Annotated in this window: 23 protein-coding genes; 6 read left to right on the forward strand and 17 right to left on the reverse strand. The window is 37.7% G+C overall.

What is annotated here, in order from left to right; genetic code table 11:
- Positions 1-45: 45 nt before the first annotated feature.
- A complete protein-coding gene (locus ACU8YW_RS23420; RefSeq protein ID WP_001122236.1) occupies positions 46-324 on the forward strand; it encodes a YtzH-like family protein in 279 nt (92 codons plus the stop codon).
- A 3-nt stretch (positions 325-327) separates the two neighbouring features.
- Here ACU8YW_RS23420 and ACU8YW_RS23425 read toward each other — a convergent pair whose 3' ends face one another.
- The 4 genes from ACU8YW_RS23425 to pepV all read right to left on the reverse strand — a co-directional run bounded on the left by ACU8YW_RS23425 (position 328) and on the right by pepV (position 6,104).
- Positions 328-1,125 (reverse strand): phosphotransferase family protein, encoded by a 798-nt coding sequence (locus tag ACU8YW_RS23425; protein ID WP_087984845.1) that lies wholly within the window; start codon positions 1,123-1,125, stop codon positions 328-330.
- Between the two features lie 227 nt (positions 1,126-1,352).
- Positions 1,353-3,494, reverse strand: a complete 2,142-nt coding sequence (gene pulA, locus ACU8YW_RS23430) for a type I pullulanase (protein WP_088609968.1) — start codon at positions 3,492-3,494, stop codon at positions 1,353-1,355.
- Positions 3,495-3,782: 288 nt separating this feature from the next.
- On the reverse strand, positions 3,783-4,328 hold the full coding sequence (gene thpR / locus ACU8YW_RS23435; protein WP_088609957.1) for an RNA 2',3'-cyclic phosphodiesterase: 546 nt from the start codon (positions 4,326-4,328) through the stop codon (positions 3,783-3,785).
- A gap of 369 nt (positions 4,329-4,697) precedes the next feature.
- On the reverse strand, positions 4,698-6,104 hold the full coding sequence (gene pepV, locus ACU8YW_RS23440; RefSeq protein WP_088609958.1) for a dipeptidase PepV: 1,407 nt from the start codon (positions 6,102-6,104) through the stop codon (positions 4,698-4,700).
- A gap of 357 nt (positions 6,105-6,461) precedes the next feature.
- On the opposite strand from pepV, the gene ACU8YW_RS23445 reads away from it, so the two are divergent.
- Positions 6,462-6,683, forward strand: coding sequence for a DeoR family transcriptional regulator (locus tag ACU8YW_RS23445; RefSeq protein WP_000805512.1), 222 nt, complete (start codon positions 6,462-6,464; stop codon positions 6,681-6,683).
- Positions 6,684-6,764: 81 nt separating this feature from the next.
- Here ACU8YW_RS23445 and ACU8YW_RS23450 read toward each other — a convergent pair whose 3' ends face one another.
- Both ACU8YW_RS23450 and ACU8YW_RS23455 read right to left on the reverse strand, forming a co-directional pair.
- Entirely contained in the window at positions 6,765-7,493 is a 729-nt protein-coding gene (locus ACU8YW_RS23450) for a pseudouridine synthase (protein ID WP_001234944.1), read from the reverse strand.
- A 41-nt stretch (positions 7,494-7,534) separates the two neighbouring features.
- Positions 7,535-9,187: a putative polysaccharide biosynthesis protein gene (locus ACU8YW_RS23455; protein WP_097889183.1), complete on the reverse strand. Its 1,653-nt coding sequence runs from the start codon at positions 9,185-9,187 to the stop codon at positions 7,535-7,537.
- A gap of 294 nt (positions 9,188-9,481) precedes the next feature.
- Between ACU8YW_RS23455 and ACU8YW_RS23460 the strand changes: the two genes are divergently transcribed.
- Positions 9,482-10,753: a BaiN/RdsA family NAD(P)/FAD-dependent oxidoreductase gene (locus tag ACU8YW_RS23460; protein ID WP_000558876.1), complete on the forward strand. Its 1,272-nt coding sequence runs from the start codon at positions 9,482-9,484 to the stop codon at positions 10,751-10,753.
- Positions 10,754-10,975: 222 nt separating this feature from the next.
- Positions 10,976-12,418 carry an MDR family MFS transporter gene (locus tag ACU8YW_RS23465; RefSeq protein WP_098230836.1) on the forward strand — a complete coding sequence of 481 codons (1,443 nt, stop codon included), beginning with the start codon at positions 10,976-10,978 and terminating at the stop codon, positions 12,416-12,418.
- A gap of 29 nt (positions 12,419-12,447) precedes the next feature.
- Here the strand turns inward: ACU8YW_RS23465 and ACU8YW_RS23470 are convergent, their stop codons facing one another.
- Together ACU8YW_RS23470 and ACU8YW_RS23475 are read right to left on the reverse strand one after the other, a co-directional pair.
- Entirely contained in the window at positions 12,448-12,771 is a 324-nt protein-coding gene (locus ACU8YW_RS23470; protein ID WP_000098837.1) for an ArsR/SmtB family transcription factor, read from the reverse strand.
- Positions 12,772-13,203 (reverse strand): SRPBCC family protein, encoded by a 432-nt coding sequence (locus ACU8YW_RS23475; protein ID WP_426934106.1) that lies wholly within the window; start codon positions 13,201-13,203, stop codon positions 12,772-12,774.
- 424 nt (positions 13,204-13,627) lie between these two features.
- On the opposite strand from ACU8YW_RS23475, the gene ACU8YW_RS23480 reads away from it, so the two are divergent.
- The gene (locus ACU8YW_RS23480; RefSeq protein ID WP_000498995.1) at positions 13,628-13,855 is read left to right on the forward strand and encodes a DUF3973 domain-containing protein; all 228 of its coding nucleotides are present in this window, start codon (positions 13,628-13,630) and stop codon (positions 13,853-13,855) included.
- A 34-nt stretch (positions 13,856-13,889) separates the two neighbouring features.
- Here ACU8YW_RS23480 and ACU8YW_RS23485 read toward each other — a convergent pair whose 3' ends face one another.
- Both ACU8YW_RS23485 and ACU8YW_RS23490 read right to left on the reverse strand, forming a co-directional pair.
- The gene (locus tag ACU8YW_RS23485) at positions 13,890-14,072 is read right to left on the reverse strand and encodes a sporulation protein Cse60 (protein WP_000621752.1); all 183 of its coding nucleotides are present in this window, start codon (positions 14,070-14,072) and stop codon (positions 13,890-13,892) included.
- Position 14,073: 1 nt separating this feature from the next.
- The gene (locus tag ACU8YW_RS23490) at positions 14,074-14,310 is read right to left on the reverse strand and encodes a DUF2553 family protein (protein WP_000533808.1); all 237 of its coding nucleotides are present in this window, start codon (positions 14,308-14,310) and stop codon (positions 14,074-14,076) included.
- 256 nt (positions 14,311-14,566) lie between these two features.
- Between ACU8YW_RS23490 and ACU8YW_RS23495 the strand changes: the two genes are divergently transcribed.
- Entirely contained in the window at positions 14,567-15,061 is a 495-nt protein-coding gene (locus tag ACU8YW_RS23495) for a CarD family transcriptional regulator (RefSeq protein ID WP_000451450.1), read from the forward strand.
- Positions 15,062-15,133: 72 nt separating this feature from the next.
- On the opposite strand, the gene ACU8YW_RS23500 is transcribed toward ACU8YW_RS23495, so the two are convergent.
- The 7 genes from ACU8YW_RS23500 to moeA form a co-directional block, all read right to left on the reverse strand.
- Positions 15,134-15,919 (reverse strand): glucose 1-dehydrogenase, encoded by a 786-nt coding sequence (locus ACU8YW_RS23500; protein ID WP_000286669.1) that lies wholly within the window; start codon positions 15,917-15,919, stop codon positions 15,134-15,136.
- A gap of 13 nt (positions 15,920-15,932) precedes the next feature.
- Positions 15,933-16,790, reverse strand: a complete 858-nt coding sequence (glcU, locus tag ACU8YW_RS23505; RefSeq protein WP_048540762.1) for a glucose uptake protein GlcU — start codon at positions 16,788-16,790, stop codon at positions 15,933-15,935.
- A gap of 36 nt (positions 16,791-16,826) precedes the next feature.
- Positions 16,827-17,246, reverse strand: coding sequence for a DUF3888 domain-containing protein (locus ACU8YW_RS23510; protein WP_048540764.1), 420 nt, complete (start codon positions 17,244-17,246; stop codon positions 16,827-16,829).
- A gap of 92 nt (positions 17,247-17,338) precedes the next feature.
- A complete protein-coding gene (gene moaD, locus ACU8YW_RS23515) occupies positions 17,339-17,572 on the reverse strand; it encodes a molybdopterin converting factor subunit 1 (protein ID WP_000621775.1) in 234 nt (77 codons plus the stop codon).
- Positions 17,573-17,574: 2 nt separating this feature from the next.
- Positions 17,575-18,039: a molybdopterin synthase catalytic subunit MoaE gene (gene moaE / locus ACU8YW_RS23520; RefSeq protein ID WP_426934107.1), complete on the reverse strand. Its 465-nt coding sequence runs from the start codon at positions 18,037-18,039 to the stop codon at positions 17,575-17,577.
- A complete protein-coding gene (gene mobB / locus ACU8YW_RS23525; protein WP_060486695.1) occupies positions 18,036-18,551 on the reverse strand; it encodes a molybdopterin-guanine dinucleotide biosynthesis protein B in 516 nt (171 codons plus the stop codon). Before mobB ends, moaE begins: the two co-directional genes overlap by 4 nt.
- Positions 18,521-19,810: a molybdopterin molybdotransferase MoeA gene (gene moeA / locus ACU8YW_RS23530; RefSeq protein ID WP_426934108.1), complete on the reverse strand. Its 1,290-nt coding sequence runs from the start codon at positions 19,808-19,810 to the stop codon at positions 18,521-18,523. The genes mobB and moeA overlap by 31 nt, the downstream gene beginning before the upstream one ends.
- Between the last annotated feature and the right edge of the window lie 13 nt (positions 19,811-19,823).

The following is a 19,823-nucleotide window of genomic DNA, read 5'->3' on the forward strand; positions in this document are numbered from 1 at the left end:
TCTCGTACATTTGAAGAGAAAAACAATCGAAAGGATGATCCGTTCATGCCAATTAATCAACAACATCAATTAGAAGTGCTGAAAGATATTTTAGTCAATCACCAAAGTGATTGTTGCGGGACAGTTTCTGAATGCGAGCAATTAGAGCGTCTCATTCAATCGTTACTCGCAAACGATAGTATAAGTAGTGACGCTAAAGCAATGCTAAACGATGTATATTCTTATAGTCAATCGGGTAAATCTTCCTCTAATTTGGACAACCACATTTCCAATAATCAAGAACAACTTACTCAGTGGATTGCTGGAATGGACAATTTTTCTTAAGTATTACTCTGAAGCAAGTAGTTGCTGTAAATATTGATGCCAATATTCAGCTTCTGCTTGCTGTTTTTTTGTTGTGTGCCATTGCATAGACAAAATCGTTTGTGCTATTACATACCATCTCATACGCCTAAGCAGCGATTCATCCATTTCAATATCATAATATTTGAGCCACTCGCTCCATTCGTGGCGCGGAATGTACCAATATAATAACATACCGAGGTCTAGAGCTGGGTCAGCAATTACAGCTCCATCCCAATCAATTAAAAACAACTCATCTTCATCCGACAATAGCCAGTTGTTATGGTTCACATCACAATGGCATACAACGAATTCATTGTATTCAATATCTTTTAATGAATCCATTAAATATTGAAGGCCTTGCTGAATTGTTTCATCATCCCTTATATCTCCTCTTAAAACCAGTTGCAGTTGTTGTAATAACTCTTGTGCGTGAAGCGGCTGCTTCCCAAGTCTTTGAATCATCTGTACAAGCGCTTTAGAAGAGTGTATTTTCTTCAAAAGTTTCGCAACACGTTCTAGTTTCATATCCTCTGGCTCTAGCTTCTGTCCCGGAAGCCATTTTTGAGCAGAAATTACATCACCGTTCGTTACCCTTCTTGTCCAAAGTAATTTTGGAACAATTCCTTCTGCTGACAATACCGCTAAAAAGGGCGATGTATTCCGCTTTAAAAATAACTTCTGTTGTCCGTTTTGCGCAATATACGCATCGCCCGTTACTCCACCAGCCGGTACAAGACTCCACTCTTTTCCTAATAATTGTTCCAACCATTCCATATTCATTACCCGTTAACAAATCCTTATCTTTTATAGTTATGAAAAGAAAAACCGCAACATTTCTACATATGTTGTGGATTCATATATTTTACTGTAAATGAAAAGAAAACTTGGCATAAGCCAAAAACTCTCTATTTTATTTTACAAAACCTGTCATAGAATGACAACTTATCAAAATCGTCACCTTTGTCAATTCTACATTTATTACATTCTCATCGTCAAGTAGCGATTTGTCACATTATCGTCAATATATACGTGCTAATCGGAGCGAGCCTAAGTTCCTTTCCTCTAAATGAAGAAATTGGCTCTATTTTCGCTTGCTTTTCGTTTACTAACACATGCCACGTTTCTTCTTTCGGAAGTTGCACCGTTTTAGCTTCTAAACCGCTATTAAATAAAACTATAATCTCTTTCCACGGTCCAAATGATTCTGCATGCTCTAGGTGATATGCAAGTACTTCTGGAGATGTTTGCAAAAAAGTCATGTGCTTTTTTATAAGGTCTGCGTTTTGTAATCGGAATGCTCTGTGCTCTTTGCGAATCGCAATTAAACCTTTTATATAGTTAACGGTCTCTATCTCTTCCTCTTTTTGATCCCAATCTAATTGATTAATTTCATCATTTGCATTATAACTATTTTCATTTCCTTGCTTCGTACGATAAAACTCTTGCCCAGCATGTAAGAAAGGGATGCCTTGCGAAAGAATCACCATTGCGCTCGCTAGAAGGTGACGTTTTTTCAAAATCTCTTCTGGTTCTTCATTACTCCGCATTAGTTTATCCCACATCGTCATATTGTCATGACATTCTACATAGTTAATGCTTTGCACAGGCTCTAGAAACAGACCTGTTTCTTTCATACTCAAAAGACTTCCCGATGCTATATACTGCAAATGATTACAGTCTACATGCCCACCAAATGCAAAACCACGCTTATTTATATGAAAGGTACTCCCTTTTATCCCATCACGAAATTGATCATTAAATTGCGCAATATGCGGCATTTTCTTTGCGTTATTTAACGTTGCTTTTTCCTCTAGAGGAAGTGGTGTTTGTAGCTCCCACCCTTCTCCTAATAACAATGCATCTCGCTTTATGTTTCGTACTTCTTTTTCTATTATATTCATTGTATCAACATCTAAAATTCCCATTAAGTCGAATCGGAATCCATCAACATTGTATTCAGTAAGCCAATATAAAATAGACTCTACAATAAATTTCCTCATCATTTTCCGTTCAGATGCTATATCATTCCCGACTCCCGTCCCATTAGAAGGCATACCATCTTCACCATGACGAAAATAATATCCTGGGACAAGCTTTTCAAATGATGATAGCTCTCTTTCATACACATGATTGTATACAACATCTATAATCACCCTAATGCCGTGCTCATGAAATGTTTCAATTAGTTGCTTACACTCTACTATCCTGTTATACGGGTCAGAAGGGTTTGTAGCATAAAATCCCGTAGGCGCATTGTAATATAATGGATTGTAACCCCAATTATATGCAGAAGAAGGATTCGCCTCATCTACACCACCGAAACAATATAAAGGCAATAATTCAACATGTGTAACACCCAAATCTTTTATATGAGACAAGCCTGTTAACGTCCCATTTCGCCCTGTTGTCCCTTCTTCCATTAGCCCTTTATATGTTCCTTTTTTACTCACTCCACTGCCCTTATGAATAGTGGCATCACGAATATGCAGTTCATACAGTATGGCATCTGTCATTGCGTGTAATGGTGGTAATTGCTCTCGTCTTGTTACATTTGTCTTTTCCAAATCGATAACAACGCCGTACTTCCCATTTACAGTCACTGACTTTGCGTAAGGATCCACTGCTTCATTCCATATTAAATTAATACAAACAAGAAATGTATACTTTTCTCCAGCTAAATTACCTTGTAATGTATGAGTCCAAACCCCACTTTCTCCTCTATACATTTCATGATCGGTATATTCTTTATCACTTTTATAAATCCTTACTTTCGCAAGCCTCGCAGTTGGAGCCCATACTTTAAATGTCGTTGCTTCTTTTTGATAAACAGCACCTAAATCTGTACCTTCGTAATAATACTTTTCATCGAAAATCGCTGTTCTTATGACAGCACCTATTTGTAAATCTGTTTCTTCATTCCGTTCATCTCGTACTGTATAATACTTCCCCACATCTAGCGGCTCTTCTATAAAGCACTCATACTTCGTTGCATCCGGAAGCGCAATTGTATGAGCAATCGGTAAATCTTTCACGTTACTTCCTTCTTGCAAACGAAATGTCCGGCTTGTTCCATACGCATGTGGGAGCAAAATTGTAATTTTATTCATTTCATCTAAATAGGCATCAAATGGACGTTTTACTTTCAACATAAAAAAATCACCATCATTCTTAAAGTTAAAATAAAGTGAAACTTTAATCAGCGGGAAAGCTTTACCCCACTGATTATTAGCCTTCACCAATTGGGCCTTTATGGGCAGTTGATCTCCCACCTAACTTCTTTGCTTGATCCTAATTTTGAGGTAGGAGTCTTACTGCCCGCAAATAGAGGGATGAAACGAGCTGCAAATGATAAGACTTTTCTTATCATTGAAGCCCTATACAGTAACTCATTATTCTCTATAGTATATTCACCTGTATAAAAAACGTTTTCATACATTCTATTTTTGTAATTTTATTTCAGCAATCGCTTTATACTTCGGTGTCTCCTTCACGTGAGATTCGTATAAAGTAATCGTATCCGCTTGAAATGATATTTCAGGTACTTCCTTTATATGTTCTAAATCAAACTTCTCTTCTCCTACCCATTTACGAGCAACAGTAATATGCGGATGATACGGGCGCGCTTCTAAAGAAAATCCATTCCCTTCACACATAGCGTGCACTTGCTTTTGTAATTGAAGCAAATCGTAATTCTCGCTTACCTTCGACCAAAAAATACGCGGCCTATCTTCCATACCGAACGTAGAAAATCCTTGTAATGTGAACGATAGTTCTTGCGTTTCTGTAAGGGTTTGTAATCCATTCTTTATTCCTTCTAATTGTTCCTCTGTTGCACTACCTAAAAATGAAAGGGTAATATGGTAGTCTTCTTTATGTACCCATGAACGAAATGGTAATTCCTCCTGCATTTCCTCTTTATAGTTAGACAGCACTTCTTTTATATGATTCGGTAACGTAATCGCGACAAAATAATGCGGCTCCATGTACATCTTCTCCTTCTTTCTATTGTTGCTTTTCTTTCTTATCTCATTCAATTAAATAGAATCAAACTTCCCTACAAGTCTAACCAAGTTAGGGTCGCGTTAATAAAGTGAAACTTTAATCAGTGGGGGTTTTGTCCATCCCCTACTGATTATTAGCCCTCACCAATCGGGCTTTTACGGGCAGTTGATCCCCACCTAACTTCTTCGCTTTCGCTAAATTTTAAAGTGGGGGGCTTACTGCCCGTTAATGCGGGATAAATGAAATTATATCGACTTAACAACTAAATACGATAAGAAAAGCAACCTATACGTAACAGAAAACCGTCCCAAAATATGTATCGGGACGGCCTCTCCTTATTTATATATCCATTACTTCGCTAATTCATGAATTGCTTGCGCGTAAATTGCTGTTGCTTTTAATAAGTCTTCAATTTCAATGTACTCGTCTTTTTGATGCGCAAGTTCTTCTTTTCCAGGGAACAACGGACCAAACGCAACGCCAGCTTTCAATGAACGAGCGTAAGTACCGCCGCCGATTGCTAATAGCTCTGCTTTTTCACCTGTTTGTTCTTCATATACGCGTTGCAACGTACGAATTAACACGTGGTCTTTATCAACGTGATGCGGGCGAGAGTTTGAATAATCCGCCACTTTAAATCCATGATTACCAACGTATTCTTTTAACTTTGCAATCATTTCGTCAAAGTTAGTCGTAACCGGGTAACGTACATTTAATCCTAAATTACCACCATTCTCTTTCGTATAAGAAAGGCGACCAACATTCACAGTTAACGGTCCGCTAATATCGTCTTTATAAGAAATCCCAGCTTTCTCTCCTAAAATATCTCCTGTAAATGTTTCTGTTACAAACGATGCAAACGAAGCCCCTTTTCCATCAAGAGCAACTGTAGTTAAGAAGTTTGCCAGTAATAAACCTGCATTCTCACCCTTCTCTGGAGTAGATCCGTGAGCTGAAATCCCTTTGATTTGCAACGTCACCGTATTACCTTCTACAATTGCTTCACCTATTTTTTTAGCAGTTTGTAAATACTCTTCATATGCTACTGTAAGTGTATTTACATCTTCTCCTGTAATAGTCGCTTCCGCAAAATCAGGAACCATATTTAAACGGCGACCTGATTCAAATGAAACAAGTTCATATGTACCTTTCTTCTCTTCACTACCACTTTGCACAACTTGTATATCAGAAATTCCTTTTTCTGCATTAATAATTGGAAAATCTGCGTCTGGCGCAAAACCGATTGTTGGCATTTCTTCGTTTTTAAAGTAGTGATCTACACATTTCCAATTGCTTTCCTCATCTGTTCCTAAAATCATGCGAACGCGTTTTGAAAGAGACAAACCCAATTCTTTCACAATTTTCATCGCATAATAAGCTGCCATCGTTGGGCCTTTATCGTCAATTGCACCACGTGCAAAAATCTTTCCATCGCGAATATCTGCACTATATGCGGGAGTCGTCCAGCCATCTCCTTCTGGTACAACATCAACGTGACAAAGAATACCTACTAACTCTTCTCCTTGTCCCATTTCAAGATGACCTGCATACCCTTCTAAATTTTTAGAAGCAAAACCTTCAGTTTCTCCTTTATGTAACATGAAAGATAAAGCTTTTTCTACACCTTCACCGAATGGTGCGCCCTCTTTCGCTGATTCTTCTTCCCATACACTTTTAATTTGTAAAAATTGTTGTGTATCACGAATTAAATCATCTTTTCGTTTTGCAACTTCTTCTGTCCAATTAATCGCTGACATCACGCATCCATCCTTCACTATATTGTTTCTTTCATCATAACAAACCGAAATCTCTTATGCCATATACGAAACTCAAATACCTAACAATTGTAACATTTCAGATATTTCTTATTAGTTTTTCTTTTATTTTTCTAAAAAAATTTGCAGGAATTTGGCGTTTTACGTAGAATTTTATGTGTTAGTTGACTGACCATATATACAATGTCAACTACCAATATTTTTCTATATGAATATTTGTTAAATTTCTGTAAAATTTAAGTAGATTAAAGCATGAATTTTATCATGTAGAGTACAATGGTAGTAACGACCTTCTTTCCTGAATGGGGTCAAAAAAACTAGTAGAGGAGTGGTTTTCTCTTGAAACCTACAACTACTCGTATGCTAACACGCATTAAATCAATTTATATGTACATCAATGAAAACGGAACGGTAACGACGAAAGACCTTGTAGATGAGTTCGGGATCACACCGCGAACGATACAACGTGATCTAAATGTGTTGCAGTTTAATGAACTCGTGTATAGCCCTTGCCGCGGTAAGTGGACAACAACAGGAAAGAAAGTGAGAATGACCTCATAATGAACAAATAATTGTATGTAAATAAATACATACCCCTTTCTAATTCGTTAGAAAGGGGTCTTTTCTGCGCCAAAAACAGCACTATTTTTCAGTATCTACTTGATATGTTTTTAACATTTCTACTTCTTCATCTGATAGCTCTCGGTATTGTCCAAGTTCTAGCTCTTCATCTAATACTAATGGTCCCATCTCTGTTCTCTTTAGGTAGACTACTTTTTTCCCTACCGCTTCAAACATACGCTTCACTTGATGGAACTTTCCTTCTGTAATTACAAGCTCGATTTCAGAAATCTCATCGCTTTTTAATATTGTAAGTGCACCTGGCTTTGTTTCATAGCCATCATCTAAAATAACACCTTTAGCAAACTCTTTTACATCCTCTTCTGTTACTACTCCTGCAACGTGTGCATAATATTTTTTCGGCACATGCTTTTTCGGAGATAACAATTGATGTGATAACTTCCCGTCATTTGTTATCAATAAGAAACCTTCCGTATCAATATCAAGTCGTCCAACTGGGAACGGATCAAAGATTGCATCTTCTAACTCTAATAAATCTATTACCGTTTCATGATTATCATCTTCTGTCGCTGAAATAACGCCTTGTGGTTTATGCAACATTAAATAAACAAACTCTTTATATTCCACAACTTCTCCGTGAATCATAACTTCTTGCTCTTCTACATTTACATGAACCTTCGCATCTTTCACTGGCGTTCCATCAATTTTTACAACGCCGTCTTTCAATAATTTCTTTACTTCTTTTCTACTTCCATATCCCATATTTGCTAATAATTTATCTAATCTCACGTTTTTCACCTTCTTTGTTTATCATAGAAAAGGGGACGTAATTACGCCCCTTTTGATTTCAACTTTATTTTGAATCTATTGCCAAGTTTACGTTGGATTTTCTCTAACGCTTCTCCGCCAAATACTCGTTCAAGTACTCCTGTGCGAATTGCTAACAATCCATACACAAGACCACCAATACCTGCACAAACCACAACTGTAATAAGAGCACCCATTCGGCCATCAGGTGAGATCATGAAGGACAGAGTCCATTGTGATAACTTTACAGCAATGACCATTACAAGTGTTAATACTGCAATTTGGAAAGTTCTCTTATATACAACACCAAATGAATAGTGTACATGTTTTTTGATTTGTCGATTCGTATACCATACGGAAGCTAAGAATCCGACTGCAGTTGCTAAAATCGCTCCAACTGTACCGAAATAACGAATAAAGATTACGTTACATACGAATTTCAAAATAACACCCATAATAAGCGCGACAATCGCATGTTTTTGTTGATTGATTCCTTGCAGAATTGCTGCTGTTACTGTAAATAAAGCGAATAATAACGCAACCGGTGCATACCACATTAATACTTGTCCACCTAGTGGATCTGAGTCATAGAACGCAGTATAAATTGGATATGCAAGTGTTGATATACCGACAACTGCTGGCAATGTTAAGAACATATTTGCCTGGAATGTTTGTGTAATTTGTAACTTTAAATAGCGGTATTGTTTTTCAGTAAATGATTTTGTAATCGCTGGTACAAGCGTTAAACTAAACGCTGTTGCAAGCGATACAGGAATCATAATTAATTTATGCGTCCACATTGTGAAAATACCAAGCGCTCGCTCTGCGATATCACCTTGGCCAATCGCTTGCATAATTGAGTTAAATGTCAATGTATCAATTTGTTGATATAAAGGAATTGTTAACCCAATTACAACGTAAGGAATCGCATATGCAAATAATTCTTTAAATAATTGAACCGTACTCACTGTCGATTCTGGTACAGTTTGTTCAATTAAATATTGATCCAAATATTTTTTACGTTTTAACCAGTACCAAATGAGTACACCGAGCGCTCCAACTGCTGAAACGAACGCAGCAAATGTCGCTACCCCAACTGCTGTTGCAACTGTACCGCCAAGTACTTTAATAACGATAAAACTACCCGCTAATAAAAAGACGATACGAATAATTTGTTCAATAATTTGCGAAACAGTAGTCGGTCCCATCGATTGGTGACCTTGGAAATAACCACGAATTAAACTCGCTGCTGGTACAACAATAAGTGCAAAACTTACAAGACGAATAATCGTCGTAACTTCTTCTACATTACTGTGTATACTTTGTTTACCAAGCATTGCTTCTGCAAACAGTGGCGCTGTCATGTATAGAACTAGGAACGAAAGAACTCCTGTTACTATCATCATAACCATTCCCGAACGGAACATTCTCCGGCTCGTTTTATAATCGCCAAGCGCATTATATTTGGAAACAAATTTTGAAACAGCAAGCGGCACCCCTGCCGTTGCAATACTTAAAAAGATCGTATATGGAATGTATCCATATGTATAGAGCGTTCCGCCTTCTGTACCTACTAATGCATGAAACGGAAAGACGTAAATCATGCCTAAGAACTTTACTAAAAATGTCCCTAACGTAACAATAAGCGTTCCGCGCAGAAATTTCGAATCGGACATACAAAAATCCTCCTACATCTACATAAAGTGAAACTTTAATCAGTGTGGGTGTTCTTCCCCACTGATTATTAGTTGAACTATTCGAGCATTTATGGGCTACCAAATTCCCTTTTTATTTCTCTTACATCTTAAGGTTTTAGTCTTCTTACCCACAAATAGCAGGATAGTGCTGAACTCTAACTTTTGTATTGTACCACAATTCTCTCCTTAAGCAGTACTTCACTCTATTTTTCTTTTAAGGGAAAACATGCTATTCTTTTAGGCAGGAAATGTAGAAAATGAGGTCGATATATTATGCATTATGATGTTATTGTCATCGGCGGCGGGCCTTCTGGGCTAATGGCTGCAATCGGTGCTGCAGAAGAAGGCGCAAGTGTCTTACTTCTTGATAAAGGAAATAAACTAGGGCGTAAACTTGCGATTTCTGGTGGTGGTCGTTGTAACGTAACGAACCGTCTACCACTTGATGAGATCGTTAAACATATACCAGGAAACGGTCGCTTCTTATACAGCGCTTTTTCTATTTTCAATAATGAAGATATTATTACATTCTTCGAAAAGCTTGGCGTGCAACTAAAAGAAGAAGATCATGGTCGCATGTTCCCTGTATCAAATAAAGCACAATCAGTAGTAGACGCACTTTTAACACGATTAAAAGACTTAGGTGTAAAAATCCGTACGAATACACCCGTTGAAACAATTGAATATGAGAACGGTCAAACGAAAGCAGTCGTACTGCAAACTGGCGAAGTGTTAGAAACGAATCATGTCGTTATCGCTGTTGGCGGAAAATCCGTTCCTCAAACTGGCTCTACTGGAGACGGATACGCTTGGGCTGAAAAAGCTGGGCATACAATTACAGAGCTATTCCCAACAGAAGTACCAATCCTTTCAAACGAACCATTTATTCGTGATCGCTCCTTACAAGGTCTTGCTTTACGCGATGTTAACTTAAGCGTATTAAACCCAAAAGGAAAAGCTATCATTTCTCACAAAATGGACATGCTCTTCACTCATTTCGGCCTATCTGGTCCTGCCGCTCTTCGTTGTAGCCAATTCGTCGTGAAAGCACTGAAAAAGTTTAAAACGAATACGATTCAAATGAGTATCGATGCATTGCCAGAAGAAAATAGTGAACAACTATTCCAGCGCATGCTGAAACAAATGAAAGAAGATCCGAAAAAAGGGATTAAAAATGTATTAAAAGGTTATGTTCCTGAACGTTACTTCCTATTCTTATTAGAAAAAAATGAAATTGATGGCAGCGAACAAGCTGGACAAGTTTCTCACGAGAAAATTCGTGCACTTGTGAAAGACTTTAAAGAGTTTACTGTGAATGTAAATGGTACGCAGTCAATTGAAAAAGCATTCGTTACTGGCGGCGGTGTATCCGTTAAAGAAATTAACCCGAAAGAAATGTCTTCTAAATTCACGAACGGCGTATATTTCTGCGGAGAAGTTCTTGATATTCACGGTTATACTGGCGGCTATAATATTACATCTGCTCTCGTTACTGGTAGAATTGCCGGAACAACGGCTGGAGAAAACGCGAAAATGCAATATTAAAAAAGAAACAGGGCTTCCTGTTTCTTTTTTTATAGGTATATGAAATTATATAAGCGATTTGGCAACATATATCAGCGATTTCTTAAATATATCGACTTACCGAAAATAAGCGACAAATATACGTTCCTCCTAACTTCCCATTGCTTTTTTGTTGCTTTATATACCTTAGTACCTTTATATTTTATATTGTTGAATATTTGAAAAAGGGTAAGGGGAAAAAATATGAGAAAAAAAGTCATGATGTCTTTAATGCTAATGACGTTTCTTTCTGCGGTAGAAGGAACGATTGTTAGTACAGCGATCCCTCGTATAACGAGTGATTTGTCAGGCGTCGAACTTGTTAGTTGGGTATATGCAATTTATATGCTTGCAACAGCTGTTTCGACTCCAATATACGGAAAGTTAGCTGATTTATTCGGCCGTAAAAAAGTTTTACTCATCGGAGCTACAATCTTCTTAATCGGTTCTGCGCTTTGCGGAGTCGTTACATCAATGGAACAATTAATCTTCTTCCGTGCTCTTCAAGGTATAGGTGCTGGTGCTGTTATGCCGATCACAATGACGATTATTGGAGACTTATATAGCGAAGCGAGAGACCGCGCGAAAGCACAAGGTTGGATGAGTGCCGTTTGGGGTGTATCGGGTGTTATCGGACCGTTAGTCGGTGGATTTTTAGTTGATTCTCTATCTTGGCGTTATATTTTCTTCTTAAACGTCCCATTTGGAATTATCGCTTGCTTAATGATCGCCATTTACTACAAAGAATCTATTAAGCCCGCTAAACACCATATCGACTATCTTGGTGCAACAGTCTTCTCATTAAGTACGATCGCTCTACTATATGCATTATTAACAGGTAGCAGTAAGCAAAACTGGGGCGACATAACAATTATCGGCCTATTAATCTTTGCCGTCGTTTCATTCATTATTTTCTTATTCATCGAGAAAAAATCTCCGGAACCATTAATTCCGCTAGCACTTTTCTCTAACCGTACATTATCTACAATAAACATATTAACGCTCATTGCTGGCGCAATGATCATTAGTATTACAATGTACCTTCCAATTTGGAGCCAAGGTGTATTAGGAAAAAATGCGACAGAAGCCGGACTTATTTTAATGCCAATCCCTGTTATGTGGACATTTGGCGCTATTTTCTCTGGTAACTTAGTAGGCAAATTAAAAACGAAACAAATCATTTTACTTGGAGCTAGCATTTTATCAGTCGCTACGTTCTTATTATTTACATTATCAACAAATTCACCATCGTTCCTTATCTATGTAGCAGTCGGATTATTCGGATTAGGAATGGGGCTTGTGACACCTATTTATATGGTAACAATTCAAGCAGCCGTACCAGCTCATACACGCGGAACAGCCGTTGGTTTAAACACATTTATTAATACATTTAGTCAAACGTTAGGTGCTGCAATCTTTGGCACAATCTTTAATACGATGATTCATGCACGCGGTATTCAAAACCTTGATCTTGTATCTGGTGGCGGACACGGAGGAACTACAGCAAACGTAGTAACCGAATCGCAAGAGGCATTAGCATCAAGTGTACACGTCATTTATATGAGTACTTTCGTATTAGCAGTATTTACACTAATTATCGCTTGGATTTTATTAAAACCAGCTACTCAAACAAGTGAGCAATCATAAAGAGGATGACCATTTTGGTCATCCTCTTTTTACTCTTCATTCTCCACAATATGTTTCAGCATAGATAATTTATTATCCCAAAAACGTTCATAATATGAGAGCCACTGTTGTAATTCCTCTAATGGTTCTGGATGCAAACGATATATCTTCTCTCTTCCGCTTTTTCTTCCGCTTACTAAATTCGCTTCCGAAAGAATATGAAGGTGCTTTACAACCGCAGTACGACTCATCGGAAAATGATCCGTTATTTTGGAAATCGGTAACTCTTTATCACTTAATAACCGTATTACTTCTCGGCGGGTTGGATCAGCAATTGCTTGAAATACATCATATTTCGCTGCTGATGAAGACACTTAGCCTTCAACAACCTTTTTCAGTTTTTCATTTACAATCGCTACCCAGCCGCCACTCATTCTATCGCGAATAATAGAGCTCTTCGCATTCGCTTTCGGAAGAATTTCATCAGGATGTTTCCAGCCGCCGTGAATTAACGTAAATTCTGTTTTATTATCTCCTAGGTCTTTCAGATTAAATGAAACGACCCAGCCATCTGTATCCCATGAGAAAGATAGATGGTTTGGTTCATCAATTTTTAACACTTTACATGGTGATGGGCCAAATGGTGATTGCACATGAAATTCATGTCCTACCTCTAATACAAAATCATTCGGCATAAACCATGACGCAATCCCTTCTGCAGTTGATACTACATTCCATACTTTTTGAATACACGCGTTAAAAACGATCGTTTGTTTAATATCAGTTAATGTATTTTGTTGTTCCATTTTCATTCTCCTTTATTCGGCAATCAAATATAACACCTTTTGGTTATACTTTGATAATATAACACCTTTTAGTTTCATGTCAACGCTAGTTATTTTTTATTGTTGAGAAATTCTCAACATTTTTTCAACAGGACAAACACCCTCTGAGCATTCCCTCATAATATACTCACAAAGGCAACAAAAAATAAAAACTTCTCTCAACATGAAACTCCATCATTCATCTTGAAAGAAGTGCCTTACGTATATCATGCGTATTTCGTCTCTCCTCCTTCCCTCAGGGACACTACGCGAGATATGAAAAATCAGAAGGAATATGCCCACCATTTGAGTAGGTAGTTATTTCTCTTCTCCTCAACATTTCCTTAGGAGCGAAATGACTACCAACTCACTTTTTTCAAACAAAAATAAAAAGGGGATGAAAGCTATGTTCTATTGCATTAATTGCTCTGACATTCACCATGAAAAACATCCGAATGATAAAGTATTCAAAAACGGTTTTTATATCGATCCATTTTTAGGTGATCGTTATCACCTTGGTATGTGTACAGATGCCCAAAACCATGAAACAGGGGAGCCTCTTTTAGCGAAAAAGAAATTAGGCACAACTCAATCTATTATGAACGTATTACCGACACATGTTGTCCCAACATAAAACATAAAAAAGAGCTGGCTCACCCAGCTCTTTTTTATGTTTTATAAACGATCATTGCTGAAAAACAATAAATTTGGTTTTCGTCATCATTAATGGAAACACCGACTTGGTACTTAATATCTACAAAATTACTATCATCAATCTTTTTCAAAAAAACATTTACAGCGTCTTCTAAGTCTTTTTCGTGACTTTCATCAAACACTTTCACACGAATCATGTTAACACCATCCTAGATCGCAGCCCTCCGCCGCTTGATTATTGCCACGGTGCGTATCTATGATGCGATAAAATTTTCCGTCTTCATATATATATCCGTCTTCTAACACATATTGTTTACCTTCAGTATAGACATAAAACTTACCTATCATAAATTTACTCGTATATAATTCCAAATAATCCGGTCTAAATTTAGCTACAACTTTATTTGTAATATCAATTCTTATTGTGCGCCCCACCTTCTCTCCCTCCCTTGCAAAGAACGGATTTAGGTATATTGTATTAACGATTTTACATTTTATGCTTAAAAATAAGTGGATATGCCTTCTTTCTTCGTCTGTACTATTTTTCAAAAAAATCATCAATAAATAAGAGCAAAAAAATATATAAAAAAAAAAGAGTTTTTACTTATTGACTATAATATCAACATTATGGTATTATATAAAATTTGACATTTTCACTCACTTGTGCTATCATTAAAAGTGGTTACCACATATGGAGGTGGATGATTTGTTTCAAATTGGCGATAAAATCGTTTATCCAATGAACGGCGCAGGAGTCATCGAAGCCATTGAAGAGAAAGAAATATTAGGAACAACACGTCAATATTGTGTGATACGTATCATTAGTAAAGACATGCAAATAATGCTTCCTATGGATCAATTACAAAAATCAGGTATTCGTTATATCGTAGATAAAGGTACATTAGATGTTATACTTCTTGAGTTTCAAAACGGGGAATCAGACACATCACTTTCCTGGAAACAGAGATATACAATGAATATGGAAAAAATGAAAAACGGCAATCTGCAAGATAGCGCAGAAGTTGTTCGCGATTTACTTCGCCGTAATAAAGAGAGAGCATTAAATGCGAGCGAAAAACAAATGCTAGATAATGCACGCAAAATGATGATTAGCGAAGTTGCACTTGTGCAAAATGTTTCTGAACATCAAGCAACAGAATTTCTTCAAGATACAATTAATCATTAAATTTAAAATAGCCGACCGCTATTTTTTTTTGCAGAAAAAAGGACAAAGAGATAATCTCTTTGTCCTTTTTTATTAACCGCGCCCTGCTTGAAACGACGGGTATAAAGTCATTCCACCATCTGCAAATAACGTAATTCCAGTTACGTAACTCGCTTCTGAGGAAGCAAGCCACGTTGCGACTGCTGCAATTTCTTCCGGTTTTCCAATGTAGCCCATCGGTATCATACTTTCTACGTCAGCACGTTTTTTAGGATCAGCAAACTTTTCGGCATTAATTGGCGTATTTATTGCACCTGGCCCAATATTATTTACTCGAATACCTTTTGGTGCATATTCTAACGCTAACGTTTCTGTCATCAGTTTAATGCCGCCCTTACTCGCCGCATAGTGCACAAATAGTGGCCACGGAATTTTCTCATGAACACTCGACATATTAATAACAGAACCTTTAATATCATGTTCTACAAAATATTTAATCGCTTCACGGCTTCCTAAAAAAGCACCTGTTAAATTTGTATTGATTACTTTATTCCAATCCTCTAACGGCATTTCATGCGACGGGACCGCGTTTTCTATCCCTGCATTATTAATCATAACGTCAAGCGTACCAAACTCTTTCACAGCAGATTGAATGAGGTTCACGACATCAGATTCAACTGTCACATCACCTTTTACAGCAATCGCTTCTCCGCCTACTTTTTTAATTTCTTCTAATACATCATGCGCTTCTGACTCTCGTGAGCGATAGTTAATTACTACTTTTGCTTTCTCCTTAGCAAACCGTACTCCCATCGCTCTTCCAAGACCAGTTGCTGATCCTGTAATAACGACAACTTTTCCTGCTAAATCACTATACATTTCAATACCCCCTTTAACTTTTTGCAACACCTAACATTATTCCGGCTGCGATAATAAAAACGATACCGACAACAATCCCCGTTAATTGGCGTTTCGTTTTTCTTTCACCTAATATAAGAATCCCGCCAAGCGTTGAAATAATAATCCCCATTTGCGATAGCGAAAAACTTGTTGCCACTCCAACACGCGGCTGCGAAATGAATAAAAACATATTTCCAGCTGCCCAAATTAATCCTGGGATAATATTTCGTAGTGCATATTTATTAAATGGATGATGTTTAAACGTAAGCAAAACGCCCCCTAACACCATACCAACTGCTTGTGGCAATAAAGCTGACCAACCATCTACGTTAAATAGCCTAATCACTACTACGTAAACTAAATAACCGACTGTTGAAATCAATAAAATGATAATGCCCCTTTTAAAATTACCCGCCTGCTCTGCACTCTTTTCTTCTTCACTTTGAAGTGATGTTAAAATAACACCGATAATAATACAAACGAGAGCCAAAACACCAAGGACGACTGATATAGTCGTGGACCACTCATGAAATACGATGACTCCAAATAAAGTCGTCGCAACTAATTGCAGTCCTGTTGAAATGGGCATCGTTCTCGAAACGCCCATTAAATCAATACTTTTTAATTGATTCGCCTGACCAAGTGCCCAAAATAAACCTGACACAATTCCAACTCCAATAACAGTAGGAGTTAATACTGGCTTCATAAAAATATAAACAACAATCGAGAAAATAAGTGCCCCAAACGTTGTACCGAGCGTTTGACTATACGGTCCCCCGCCCAGTTTCACGTTAAATAGCACAATACTTCCCCAAAATATAGCCGGTAAAATCGCTAAAAGTATGTCCATCGCTCATTACCTTTCTTTACTAAATGTCATAAGTTATCACTCTGAATCATTAGAGTGAGCTTTTATTTTTTCTTTTTCCCGTTCACAAACTTTTTCTGCAATAGCACCAGAAACATTCTTTTCTCGCTCCACCTTCTTTATTTTTACGTGATCTAAATAATCTTCCAAAATAAGTGTAACTTTATCATTCGGCGGATTATGTGCACCTTGGAACGTAAGAAATTGTAGCGTAATTTCAAATCTAGGAACGAACTCACCGTTCTTACCGAGACGTTTTATATTTATAACGGAAGCACATTCATACTGATCTTCTGTCACTTGTCTAATAACTGAATAGTACCTATTTGATAATGCACTCTCTAACAGCTGCTCCCTCGATTCTTTCGCAAAAGAATCACTTGGAGAAGAGAAAAAGATTGCACATAGCATTGTAATAACTACACATATTTTTTTCATAACACCCTCCTTGTTCTATAAGTTAGTGTTCGCAAAACTTCCATAAAAAAACGACTTCCCTATGTAGGAAAGTCGTTTTAATGAATCCAATATTAACCACCGCTCACTGGTGGGATTAGTGCAACAACATCACCATCTCGGATCGTATCATCTTCATTCGCATATTCTTCATTAATCGCAACCATAGTTGATGCTGTCACTGGTACATTATATTCTTTAGCAACAACATCTTTTAACTCTGCAACCGTAATATTTTCTTTCTCTATTTGTAATTCACTTGTTCCTGCTTCCTCTTGCAAGTGCGCAAATAATAATACTCGAATCATACTTACAGCTCCTTCCCAGGCTCCCCTGCCGGATATGGCGTTTTTTCTAATTGATCACCAATCCATGAGTCTCCATCTTCCCAAAACTCCTTTTTCCAAATCGGAACAACTTGTTTTATACGTTCCATAATGTATTCATTCGCCTCATAGGCCGCTTTACGATGCGGTGTTGAAACAGCAACAACAACCGCGATATCAGAAATTTGCAGTGTACCGATGCGATGTGTAATCGCAACGTGTGTACCTGGCCACTTCTCTTTCACTTCTGAGCCAATTTTCTCTAGCATCTTTTCTGCCATCGTTTTATAAGCGACATATTCTAAGTATAATGTACGACTCCCTTTCGTAAACTCCCTAACCGTTCCAATAAATGTTGTAACAGCACCGCATTCGCGGCGAATAACCTTCTTTGCTACCTCTTCAATCGAGATTTCTGTATCAATTACTTCATAATACGTATTTGTCATTTCGTACTCCTTACCGTTTGTATAAACCAGTCTATATACAACTCTTCTTCTGTTATATGAAATACTTTATATTCTTCTCGTAAGTTTGCAGGTGCATCATGCCACGTAATAACCGCTACTATGTTTTCTACTTTATGTAAAAGTTCAACGTCTTCCGCAGAACGAAGTAATACTACTTTCGGATAGCTCTCTTTTTTATAGCCCTCTATTAAAATTGTATCCACTTCAAAAAACTCATATAAGCGAATAATTTCTTGCAAGGACCATTCCTCTCTTAATGACGACAGTGAAAGTAATCCAGCGCCTTCTACACTACTGACAACAGCCCCAGCCTTTCGGTGCCTTTCACTATCTTTTTGCGCTACTTCTGGAAAACCTCCGTGCCCGTGATGCTTAATTGTAGCAACTTTCATGTTTCGTTCAGCTAATGCATACACAATTTTCTCAACGAGCGTTGTTTTCCCGCTATTTTGATATCCTACTATTTGTAAGATTGAAGGGGCTTTGCCCATGGCCAATCACATCCCTCGTCGTGCTCTAACAATAATACAGATACTTTCATCCCTGCTTCAAATCCTCTCGTTCCTCCAGGCAACACAATAAAAGCATTCGCATCGGCGAGTGAAGAGACCGCACTCGATTTATCTAAACCGACCGGCATCGCTTGTAATGCCCCGTCTACGATTGTCACGTTTGCTCTTACAAAACGAGTAAACGGATTTGGCTTCGGAAAATCTTTTTGTAAAATAGCATCCGCTCTATATACGTGGGGTTCTTTCGCATACAAATATGTTTTTATAACCGGATGCACAAATAGCTCAAAGCCTACGTAGCAAGCTGACGGATTCCCTGATAAACCGAAAAGTAACTTTCCGTCAACTTCAGCTACTGTCGTTACACTTCCTGGTCTCATCGCTATTTTATTAAAGAGTACATTCGCTTGTAATCTTTCATAAATAGCCGGCAAGTAGTCATAATCCCCTACCGACACACCGCCTGTCGTAATTAAAATATCAACCTCATTCATCGCTGATTGAACAGCTGCAAAGCATGCATCTAACTCGTCGGCAAGTTGGCCATAATAACGAACTTTCCCTCCGACTTTCATAATTTGAGCGGCGATCATATACGAGTTACTATTTCTAATTTTCCCCGGCTGTAACGACTCGTGTACCTCTAGCAGTTCACTTCCTGTCGTCACAATACCAACAACAGGCTGTTTTACAACCTTCACAGTACTATATCCAAACGTCGCTAATAAGGCCGCAACACCTGGATTAATTGCAACACCTTTCTGAACGAGAACTTGATTTTTCTTTATATCTTCTCCTTTAAATGACACATTGTCACCACTATGAAAAGGACGCTTTAACTTCATATATGTTTTTCCGTTCTTCTCAAAACCTTCCGTCAACTCTAGCATTACGACTGCATTACAATCCTCTGGAATAGCTGCTCCTGTCATAATACGAACCGCCTGAAAATGTCCTACTTCTTCTGTAAAAACAGATCCTGCCCCGATTTCTCCTATTACTTCAAACTCAATCGCATTCTCTTGATTTGCTTCTTTCGTATCTTCTGCTCGAATCGCGAAACCATCGTAAGGAGAACGATCGAAATGAGGAACGTCATGATCAGAGATAACATCCTCCCCAAGAATTCTCCCGTAACTTTCCGTAATAGAAACCTCTTCTACTTCACCATGCTTCACATATTCCATTACTCTCTCTACTGCCTCAGCAACTTGAATTGGAATTCGTTTTTCTATCATCGTTTCTCACCTC

It is taken from the genome of Bacillus pretiosus (assembly GCF_052947655.1).